The organism is Azospirillum isscasi (assembly GCF_030849505.1).
In the GTDB taxonomy this organism is placed as follows: Bacteria; Pseudomonadota; Alphaproteobacteria; order Azospirillales; family Azospirillaceae; genus Azospirillum; species Azospirillum isscasi.
The window spans coordinates 18,307-27,550 of record NZ_JAUJFI010000016.1 but is presented as its reverse complement, the minus strand read 5'-3'; the positions used below and the strand labels follow the sequence as shown (position 1 = coordinate 27,550).

Below are 9,244 nucleotides of genomic sequence, written 5' to 3'. Positions count from 1 at the left end.
ATCAATGGGGAGGGGCGAAACAACGTTTGTGGACCGCGCGGTCGAGGACCGGATCGCCACGCGCTCCATACTGGGACGGTGGTTTCAACCTACGCCATAGTCCGCCCGGCAGTTCGGCGTCTCCCAGACCGTGACCTTGACCAGTTCGGCCTTGCCGCGGCTGCGGGCTGAGACAGCCGGGTCCAGCCGCTCGTACCAATGCCGCGCGAGGCACTCGGCCGTGGGCGGGAAGGGGATGACGTAGAGCTTCTGGCCGAGACGCGTCTCCTCGGTTGCGGCGTAGCCCTGGGCACAGACCGTGCCCCGTAGCTCTTCCAGCCAAGCCCCGGTGTCGATGCCCGGCGGTGCCAGCATCGCCAGCACCTCCTCATCATGGAACGAGAGGATCAGGCCGTGGTCGCAAGGCGCGTCGACGTGTGCCATCATCTCCTCCTTTAGGAACCCAAAATCGAGCACCATGCCGTTCTCCTCGCCAGCGGCCTGCAGTGTGCCGTCGACTGGGCGGCAAGTGGCCTCCACCACGTAGCGGTGGCCGTGGAGGTGCCGGCACTTGGACCCGTGATCGGGGATGCGATGCCCAGCGTCGATCCCGATCTGCCGGGTTATGGTGAAACCTTCGCTCACTTATGCCAACCCTTCGCCGATCTCGTACCGCTCCCAGCCGCCTGACCGCAGGTGGCAGGCCGGGCAGTCGCCGCAGCCGTAGCCCCAGGGGTGGCGAGTGGCGCGGTCACCCTTGTAGCAAGTGTGCGTCTCCTCGGCGACGAGGCGCACCAGCGCTCCGCCACCGAGATCCTCCGCCATCCTCCAGGTGCCGGCCTTGTCCACCCACATCAAAGGCGTGTGCAACACCAAGCGGCTGTCCATGCCGAGATTCAAGGCGACCTGCAGCGCCTTCAATGTATCGTCCCGACAGTCCGGATAGCCCGAGTAGTCTGTCTCGCACATGCCGCCGACCAGATGCCTCAGCCCGCGGCGGTAGGCGAGGGTGGCCGCGAAGGTGAAGAACAGGAGGTTGCGCCCGGGCACGAAGGTGTTGGGCAGGCCGTCCGCCTGCATGCGGATCTCGGCGTCGCTGGTCAGCGCGGTTTCGCTCACCTGGCCCAGCACCGCGAGGTCGAGCATGTGGTCGGCTCCGAGCTTTGCCCCCCACCTTGGAAAGGCTGTTGTCAGCGCCTCGCGGAACCGCGTGCGGCACTCCAGTTCCACACGGTGGCGCTGCCCGTAGTCGAAGCCCACCGTCTCCACGTGGTCGAAGCGCTCCAGCGCCCAGGCGAGGCAGGTGGCCGAGTCCTGGCCGCCGGAGAAAAGGACCAGCGCCTTGTTTGTCATCGCGGATCTTCCTGTTGTCCGAAGTAGGTGCCGCTGCTGCTGTCGCGGTAGATCACCGTGTGGAACGCGTCAAAGCGGAACTGCTTGGCGAGCCCAAACATCACGGGATCCCGATGAACTTGTGGGTCTGCAAGCTGAGGCGCCAGCGCGGGTGTTCGCGGCAGTAGGTGACCGCAGCGTCAGTGTTGCGGGCTCGGTCGGGCCCGTCCATGGGCTGGAGCCAGAAGTGGCGGAAGCCGAGCCCCTCCAGGCCGTCCGGCAGGAGCGCAGGCTGCGGGTAGACCAGCTTCAGCTCGTGCCCAGCCCGCAGCACCCACTCCGTGCCCGCCTTCGGGCTCACGCAGACCCAGTCCACGCCCGAGGGCGGCTCCAGCGTGCCGTTGGTCTCCACCGCTACCTCGAAGCCCTCGCCGTGCATAGCCTCCACCAGAGCCGCGTCTAGCTGGAGCAGGGGCTCTCCGCCGGTGAAGACCACGTAGCGGTGGGCCCGCCCTACGCCCCAGGCTTGGGCGATTGCCGCGGCCAGGGCCGCGGCATTGGCGAACCTGCCGCCGCCCTCGCCGTCGGTGCCGACGAAGTCCGTGTCGCAGAACCGGCAGGCGGCCGAGGTCCGGTCCTGCTCCCGGCCGCTCCACAGGTTGCAGCCGGCGAAGCGGCAGAACACGGCCGCTCTGCCGGTCTGCGCACCCTCGCCCTGGAGCGTCTTGAACATCTCCTTCACGCTGTAGGCCATGGGCTCAGCCCCCCGTACCAGCGAAGAGCGGGCCCGCCGGCGCAGCCTTACGTGCCTTAATGTCGGCTCGCACGATCCCGATCAGGTACTGCGCAAGCGTGACGACATCGCGGTTCACGTTCTGCACAGCCTTCCAGTGTCGCACATCGCCGTTGCCGAAGTCCCAGTGCCCCTCGGTCCAGGCGGTGCGGCCCTTCAGGCACTCCATGCCACGGGCGAACTCGTCCCAGGACCGCGCCCCATCCAGGAGAGCGAGCACCTCCATGACGTAGCCCATGGCCTGGATGCCCGCGCCATGCACGAGTCGCGACGTAGTTGGCTTGTGGTCCCACCAAGACTCAGGGAACACCGACTTGACCGCGTGGTAGAACTCGCAGACCAAGCGGAAGCACTTCTCCTCGCCGTCCGGCTGACGCATAAACTCCCGCATCACGCCGTCGTTCAGCGAGTTCAGCACTACCTTCTGCACGGCAGTGTCCGTGATCGTCCCAGCAGGGTTGGTGTGCTGGTGGATGCGTCCTTGGAAGGGCGAGCGCTTGTCGTGGTTGAGGCGGGCGGTCATTGCCGCGGCGGCCGACCGCCCACCGAGCCGCTCGGGCAGTTCGTCCACCGTGGGCAGGAGTTCGTAGATCAATGACTTCGGCAAGGGGCGGGTGTTGTTGATCAGCACAAACTGCCGGCGGAGCTCTGCCTCGTCCCGGCAAACCAGCGCGGAGACGAACACCTGGAAGTCCTTATTGGGTAGCTGGCGCAGCGCCGAGAGCCGCTGCTGCCCATCCACCACTAGGCCCGGCGGCCCCGCTGTGGTGTCAATGGTCACGCGGCAGATGCCCCGGCCCGTTTCCTGTACGTCGACGCCGCGCGTGAAGGCCACCACGATGGGGTTTGGCAGCACGGCGCCAGGCTTCTCCAGGTAATCTCGGATCTCCCGGATGTGCCCCGCCACCTGTGGCCGTTGGAAGCCGCTTAGGCGGCCGTCGGCGTCCCGCGCGATGCGGTCAATGCTGGCGAAGCCAAGCACGTCCGTTGCGCTAGCCGCGAAGGTCAGCACGCTGTGCTCAGCGCTCTGCCGGGCGCGGACGGCTGAAAAGATCATCTTGGTCGTTGGCGACAAGGGACGGTTCCAGTCTCTCGATGTGGCTCTTATAGACGGCGAGGTTGTGGATGCCCCGCCGCTTGTTACGGTTGCTCGCGCGGAATATCACTACTTCTACGGAAGCGTCGCGGCAGATTGTGCAGGCGCAGTCCTTCCAAGGCCTGTCCTCCAGCGTGCGGCGGTACTGGGCAGCCAGTCGCGCCAGCTTGGGGTCGTGCAGGACATCGGCGTGGGGCTTGCCTATGACCAGCGGTGCGCTGTACTCCAGCAGGGGCCTGAGCACATCCTCGACCCCGGCGCCGTCGCGGTCAAAGGCGCGCAGGGCCCCCAGGGCGGCCACCTCCATCGCCGTGAGGTCCTCGGCCAGGAAGGCGCCCGTCTTCACTAGGCGCTGGAGCCGGGGGTTCTCGATGGACTGGGGCACGCGCAGCGCCGTGTAGTAGCGCAGCCGCCCGCCCTCGCCCGGCAGGTAATAGTTCTGCTCGCCGTCCTTGAAGGCCCGCAGGAGCGGCGACGTGGTGTCGAAACTGGTCATCCGGTAGGGCCGGAAGCTGTCGATCTCGTCGGCCTTCGCGAAGCCGAGCACGTGCAGCCTTGTGGAGGCCGGCACCGCCTCGCGGATGCGCCCCAGAACGGCACGGATTTCCGGTGCCTTTAGGGGCACCATGCCGCCGATCGCGAGATAGTCGTATCCCATGAGCACGAGCCTTCGCGCCGCTTCGGCCATGCTGTCGGCCGACCAGCCCTGCACCACGCCTAGCGGGGTGAAGTGTGCGCCGAGAGCCCGATGCTCAGCCAGGAACGCACGGGCGTTCTCGAGGGTAATGTCGAATCTCTCTCTCGCCTTGGCGCTGCCGCCCTCCATTCCGCGCGCCGCCGGGTCGAAGTCGAAAATGATGTGGTCGACCGAGCAGCCGTGCGTGAAGCCGCACTCCTCGTAGAAGGCGGCCGTTTCTGATGGCTCGTAGGGCGGTATGTCGGCGTCCGCGTAGGTGAAGGCGCCACAGTCCCCAAACAGGTCCATACCCTCGAAGCTTGGCCGGTCGAGGCGCAGGAAGGCCCGCGCCCCGACCCTGCGGAAACGCATGGCTTGGCTCTCGGTGTACTTGCCCTTGACCCGGTGGTCACCCACGATCCCGCGCGACACCAGGATGCCGTTGTAGGGAGGCGCGCCCATGATCTCGTGGGGGTAGACGTCGTCCCAGTAAGGCTTACGGCCGGGCGCGTTGCGGTCGGCCAGGAAGTCGTACCCCGGGTCCACCATGTCCAAGCTGTCGGCGAAGATGAATCTCATCGCTGCGGCCTCGAGAGTTCCCGATCGAGGCGCACCAAGTGCTCGGTCAGCCGAGAAATATGGCGAGAGGTGTTCTGCACCTCATCCCAGGCCCAGCCGAGGCCCTCCCATACGCCCTCGGTCCACCGGCAGTGCGGCGCGAGACGCCGCAGCGAGGCATGTGCCTCAGCCTGCGGGTTACCAACGCTGTCGGCGCGCAGCATCACCTGGTCCATAAGGCGCGCCAACGCCTTGATGCCAGCCGAGTGCATGAGCCGGCTCTCCTGCGGGGGGCGGCCCCAAGCGTCGGGGAAGGCCGCCCGTACGGCGTCCCAATAGAGAACGAGCGTTCTGTACATGGCTTCCGCGTCGCTGCCCTGGTCGTTGCGGTACTGGCTGAGCGCGCCCATGGGCGGCTTCAGATTGTCACGGATTGCGTCGGTTAGGGCAGTGTCTGTTACTACGGCGGTCAGGTTTTCGGGCTCGGACTCCCGACGGACTAGACCGTAGAAGGGGCTTCCAGGATCCCGGTTGAGTGCGTAACAGAGTTCGCTGGGGAGCTTGCGGGCGGCGAGATCCCGGGGCAGAAGTGCGCCCACCTCGGGCAGCAGTTCGTTCAAGAGCCCCCGGGGCAGGGGCCTTACCTTGTTCACCAGGATGAACTGCTCCCGCTGGGTCTTAAGGTCGGACGATACGAAGCCCACCACGGGCACGGGTAGCCGTGCGTTGTGGGCTCGGGCCAGGGCTAGCGAGCGCTGCTGGCCGTCGACGACCCAGGCCACCCGGCGGCCTTCTGGCCGCATCGGAAGAGTGAGCGTGCCGGCCTGGGCACTGTCCTCCTCCATCCCGGCCGGGGTCGGGCCGCGCGATTGCCGGAACTCCACCTCAGGGCCTAAAGCCAGAATGATCGCATTGGGAAAGAGGACGGGGCCGCTGTCGAGAAACTCCACGATGCTGTTGACATGCTCGCGAACCTCGCGCCGCTGAAATCCCCTGAGTGCGTCGGCCTCGTCACGGCTCACGCGAGAGATATCGGCAATCCGCGTGATGTCGGCACCCGGTAGAAAGAACGCGAAAACCGGAACCCCGTCTCCCTGGATCGTGCGAACCGCCCGCACCACAATGTCGATGCCGCTCATAGACGAACGCCTTTCCGCTCCGCGGCGACTTCAAGGAACAGATCGCGGAACCGGCCCTGCTCACAGGCCACTCCAAGATCATCGCGCAACACCCGCAGCATCCGGGTCGAGCGGCCCAGCACGTGTGTCCAATGGGCGCGGATCAGCGCCCGCACCTCATCATCCGTCGCGCTGCGCCTCATCGGGCGGGACGGTGCCATCCGACCCCGAAGCCGGGCAATTACGGCCGCTGCATGCTGTGGCGCGCCGGCTTCTGGATTTTCGGGCAGAACCGACTGCGCAAAGTCCCGCAATGCACGCTGGGCAAAATCCCCCACGGTGCCGGCCCGCCCGAGGGTGTCGTCTTCCAGGCGCGTGTCGTAGGGCATGCGATAAGGGCGGAGTTCGATAGGAATGGCGGCCGCACCGGCGCGGGTGAACAGGCGTAGGCTGCCGGGCTGATTCTGGGCGAAGCTTACCAACCACGGCCCGAGCATGGCCAGATAGGGGGCGGACAGAGCTGCCAGCACCAGGACGCGTTCGCCGAGCGCTGGCCATCCCGCATAGGGGCTCCGTGCCTGCAGTTCCGCAAACCACCGAGAGGGAGCGAGCGGCACCGAGTCCGCTTGCCCAGGTGAGACGGTGGCGCTGTAAGCCGGAATCGGGGTGTCAGCGTGAATCAACCCCAAGCCGGCAGATGCCACCCAGAGGTCCCCGTTCAATGCCTGCGCAGCAAGGGCGGCCTCCTGGAAGGCGCGGCCGCAGTACATTGCGCGCGCCGGAAGACCAGGGGTTAGCGTCGTCAACCGCATCGTCCATTGCCGCACGGGGTCATCGCAAGACTCGCCCAGTCCGCCGAGACGTGCCTCGGGCGCAGGGCTCTGGCGCTTGCGGTTCGTGCAGTTTGTGAGGACGAGTACCCGCTTGCCGCTTCCATGGGCCGCGAGCGTGATACAGTTATTTGGTGATGGCGATGTCATCTATGTATTCTAACTACATGAGCTGAGCTGAGCTAGACAAAAACAACTGGAGTTGCCCCGGCTCGGTGGACACCATCTGACTTGCGCAGGAGGTGCTGACCGATGCCGAAAACCCGTCCCCCCTATCCGCCGGAATTCCGGCAACATATGGTCGAGTTGGTCCGCTCTGGACGCGATCCAGCCGACCTTGCCCGCGAGTTTGAACCGTCTTCGCAGGCGATCCGCAACTGGGTGGTTCAAGCCGCCCGCGATGACGGCCACCGCAGCGACGGCCTGAGCCGTTCCGAGAAAGAGGAAATGGCTCGCCTGAGTCGCGAGAACTGGCAACTGCGCTAGGAGCGCGACATCCTGGCAAAGGCGGCGGCCTGATTCGCGCGGGAGACCGCCACAATTCCGTCCGGGCCTTCCAATTCATGAGCGCGAACCAAGCCTCCTTTCCGATCCGCACCATGGCTCGGGTACTCGGCGTGTTGCCAGTTGGTTAATATGCTTGGCGTTGGCGTCAATCGTCCTGGCGCGCTCAGGTCGATGCCAACCTGCTGCGCCGGATCCACACGGCGCACACCGCGTCCTATGGCACGTATGGCGCCCCACGGATCCGGGCCGAACTGCAGGCTGAGGCTATCGCGGTCAGCCGCAAGCGAGTGGCTCGGCTGATGCGCGCCGCCGCAAGGGCACGTGGCAACCCGGCGGGATGCCAGCTCCCGGCCGGCACCGAATCCGGTGGAGCGAAACTTCACCGCTGATCAGACCAATCACCTCTGGGTCGCGGATATTACCTACTTGCCCACTTGGGCCGGATTCCTGTACTTGGCCGTAGTGCTCGACGCCCATAGCCGACGCATTGTCGGTTGGGCGATGGCTGATAATCTGAAAAGCCAACTCGTGCTTGACGCTTTGAACACGGCGCTTGGCCAGCGGCGCCCGACCGGCGTTATTCACCATTCCGACTAGGTCAGCCAATACACCTCTCTGGCCTTCGGGGCGCGCTGCCGCGAAGCTGGCGTTCGCCCGTCCATGGACGCGGTCGGGGATGCCTACGACAACGCCATGTGCGAGAGCTTCTTCGCGACTCTCGAATGCGAACTGCTCGACCGGCGGCGGTTCCGTTTCCATGCCGAAGCGCGCATCGCCGTCTTCACCTTCATCGAAGGCTGGTACAATCCCTGCCGACGGCGCTCCGCCCTCGGCTATCTGTCACCGATCGACTACGAAAGGAGATCCAGCGCTGTGGAGTGAAACAAGCCCCATCCCGTCCACCGAGCCGGGGCAACTCCAGGTCGGCCTTGCCCCCGTCGCCCGCGACAGCGGCAAACGCTCGGCTCCGCAGGCGATCGTCGGCGGCCGGCCCATCGTCCGGACCGCGCTCTACATCGCCGCCTTGCACACCTCTCGGTGGGTGCCCGGCATTCAAGGATTTTTGGGCGCGGCTTCAGACCGCCGGAAAGCCGGTCAAAGCGGCCCCTTATCACTTACGTCTCGGAAGCTCCTCGTCACCTTAAACGTTATGATCGCGACGAGCACCGATTACCAACCGCCGGAAGCAGTCGGACTACCGTTGGCGGGAAACATGGTGCAGGTCAGTCGACTATCGAACCACGAATCGACAGTTGACAGTTTTGGGAAGAATCTTGTCTCATAGACGTCGGGTGACCAGATCGACTCTGAGGGATCTTAAGTGAACTGTGGGAACGGCACTCTCCGAATACGAATAGCTTTTTAAACGAACTGCGGCTGCGCATCTAGCGCGCTGCAGAAGTTCGCGCCGTAAAAGCTATGACGGAGATGCATGATGTCCCAATTCAGGATGATTCTGCCTGATCTCAACCCCCGGCTGCTGCAGCTCTTGGTCTTCCTCGAGGCCTTCCCATTTATCGCGGCCGCGGCTCTGAACCGCCCGGCAAGCCAAATTCTCAGTGCCTGTGTGCCTGCCGCCGTCAGCGTCAGCAGATTTCTCAGGATGCACGGGTTTGCTGCCGAGCCGCTGCCGGTGAACGCCTATGTCAAAGCTATGGTTGCGGGCACGGGAGGTTCGGAACTGCGCGGGAAAGCTGCAGTCTATGGCAAGGGCGGCAACTCGAAGTCAGGTTTCCAGGGCCATATGATCGTGTCGATTGATCAGATTGTATTCGATCCCACCCTGGGGCAACTCCAGCCGCGTGGAGCTCAAATTCCCAGCCAGATTGTGCTCCAGAAGCGGGAATGCCTGCCCCTCATCGCCAGCTATGAAAACTATATGCCGGTTTGGAGCGTCGAGTACGAACAATGGATTGGAAATCCTAGAAGGGCCGTTCATGCCATCAATAATGTGTCGAAAGCACATGATGATACGGTAGTTACGGCACTTGAAAGGGAGTGGCAGGCAATGCATCCCAATATCTCGCAATAATTGTGAAGATTGGCCTTCTTAACGATGTCTCACAGCCGTCTTCCCGGTGCAGAGCCAGTACAAGCAACCAAACATGCAGGAATTCAGGTTATTTCCATCAGTTCCCGCACCGCACGATACCTGGCCCCGGACCAGAGGGATGATAGTCAACAGGAAGGGATGGAGCTTGCTGCTCCATCCCCGTCCCAGCACGTAGACTAACAGTGTAGAATCCGGGTGGGTCACGCGTAGTCCGGGTAAGGGCAGGTTCCGCTTACTGGACTTCACCACCACAACATTGGATGCATGGAGGTTTCCGCTTCTCGAGCGAGCGGAAACCTCAG

9 protein-coding genes and 1 pseudogene are annotated in these 9,244 nt (G+C 64.5%); 3 read left to right on the top strand and 7 right to left on the bottom strand.

Annotation, left to right across the window (positions count from 1 at the left end):
• Positions 1-84 precede the first annotated feature (84 nt).
• The 7 genes from QSG27_RS05705 to QSG27_RS05675 all read right to left on the bottom strand — a co-directional run bounded on the left by QSG27_RS05705 (position 85) and on the right by QSG27_RS05675 (position 6,532).
• The gene (locus tag QSG27_RS05705) at positions 85-624 is read right to left on the bottom strand and encodes a 6-pyruvoyl trahydropterin synthase family protein (protein ID WP_306704164.1); all 540 of its coding nucleotides are present in this window, start codon (positions 622-624) and stop codon (positions 85-87) included.
• Complete coding sequence (gene queC / locus QSG27_RS05700) at positions 625-1,332, bottom strand: 7-cyano-7-deazaguanine synthase QueC (protein ID WP_306704163.1); 708 nt, start codon at positions 1,330-1,332, stop codon at positions 625-627.
• A gap of 100 nt (positions 1,333-1,432) precedes the next feature.
• Complete coding sequence (gene queE, locus QSG27_RS05695; protein WP_306704162.1) at positions 1,433-2,065, bottom strand: 7-carboxy-7-deazaguanine synthase; 633 nt, start codon at positions 2,063-2,065, stop codon at positions 1,433-1,435.
• 4 nt (positions 2,066-2,069) lie between these two features.
• Positions 2,070-3,116, bottom strand: coding sequence for a DGQHR domain-containing protein DpdB (gene dbpB / locus QSG27_RS05690; protein ID WP_306704161.1), 1,047 nt, complete (start codon positions 3,114-3,116; stop codon positions 2,070-2,072).
• 7 nt (positions 3,117-3,123) lie between these two features.
• Positions 3,124-4,455 (bottom strand): tRNA-guanine transglycosylase DpdA, encoded by a 1,332-nt coding sequence (dpdA, locus tag QSG27_RS05685; RefSeq protein WP_306704160.1) that lies wholly within the window; start codon positions 4,453-4,455, stop codon positions 3,124-3,126.
• Positions 4,452-5,573, bottom strand: coding sequence for a DGQHR domain-containing protein DpdB (gene dbpB / locus QSG27_RS05680; RefSeq protein WP_306704159.1), 1,122 nt, complete (start codon positions 5,571-5,573; stop codon positions 4,452-4,454). Before dbpB (QSG27_RS05680) ends, dpdA begins: the two co-directional genes overlap by 4 nt.
• Positions 5,570-6,532 (bottom strand): hypothetical protein, encoded by a 963-nt coding sequence (locus QSG27_RS05675; protein WP_306704158.1) that lies wholly within the window; start codon positions 6,530-6,532, stop codon positions 5,570-5,572. The genes dbpB (QSG27_RS05680) and QSG27_RS05675 overlap by 4 nt, the downstream gene beginning before the upstream one ends.
• Positions 6,533-6,634: 102 nt before the next feature.
• On the opposite strand from QSG27_RS05675, the pseudogene QSG27_RS05670 reads away from it, so the two are divergent.
• From QSG27_RS05670 to QSG27_RS05665, 3 genes and pseudogenes are all read left to right on the top strand, one after another.
• Positions 6,635-7,771, top strand: a pseudogene (locus QSG27_RS05670) (IS3 family transposase).
• The gene (locus tag QSG27_RS29235) at positions 7,695-8,174 is read left to right on the top strand and encodes a transposase (protein WP_407653179.1); all 480 of its coding nucleotides are present in this window, start codon (positions 7,695-7,697) and stop codon (positions 8,172-8,174) included. The pseudogene QSG27_RS05670 and the gene QSG27_RS29235 overlap by 77 nt, the downstream one beginning before the upstream one ends.
• A 150-nt stretch (positions 8,175-8,324) precedes the next feature.
• Positions 8,325-8,921: a hypothetical protein gene (locus QSG27_RS05665; RefSeq protein ID WP_306704157.1), complete on the top strand. Its 597-nt coding sequence runs from the start codon at positions 8,325-8,327 to the stop codon at positions 8,919-8,921.
• Positions 8,922-9,244 lie beyond the last annotated feature (323 nt).

Bases quoted from the DNA above. Each gene is read 5' to 3' on its own strand.
- queC (WP_306704163.1), bottom strand. From the start codon at position 1,332: ATGACAAACAAGGCGCTGGTCCTTTTCTCCGGCGGCCAGGACTCGGCC.
- dpdA (WP_306704160.1), bottom strand. From the start codon at position 4,455: ATGAGATTCATCTTCGCCGACAGCTTGGACATGGTGGACCCGGGGTAC.
- QSG27_RS05675 (WP_306704158.1), bottom strand. From the start codon at position 6,532: ATGACATCGCCATCACCAAATAACTGTATCACGCTCGCGGCCCATGGA.
- queE (WP_306704162.1), bottom strand. From the start codon at position 2,065: ATGGCCTACAGCGTGAAGGAGATGTTCAAGACGCTCCAGGGCGAGGGT.
- dbpB (WP_306704159.1), bottom strand. From the start codon at position 5,573: ATGAGCGGCATCGACATTGTGGTGCGGGCGGTTCGCACGATCCAGGGA.
- QSG27_RS05665 (WP_306704157.1), top strand. From the start codon at position 8,325: ATGTCCCAATTCAGGATGATTCTGCCTGATCTCAACCCCCGGCTGCTG.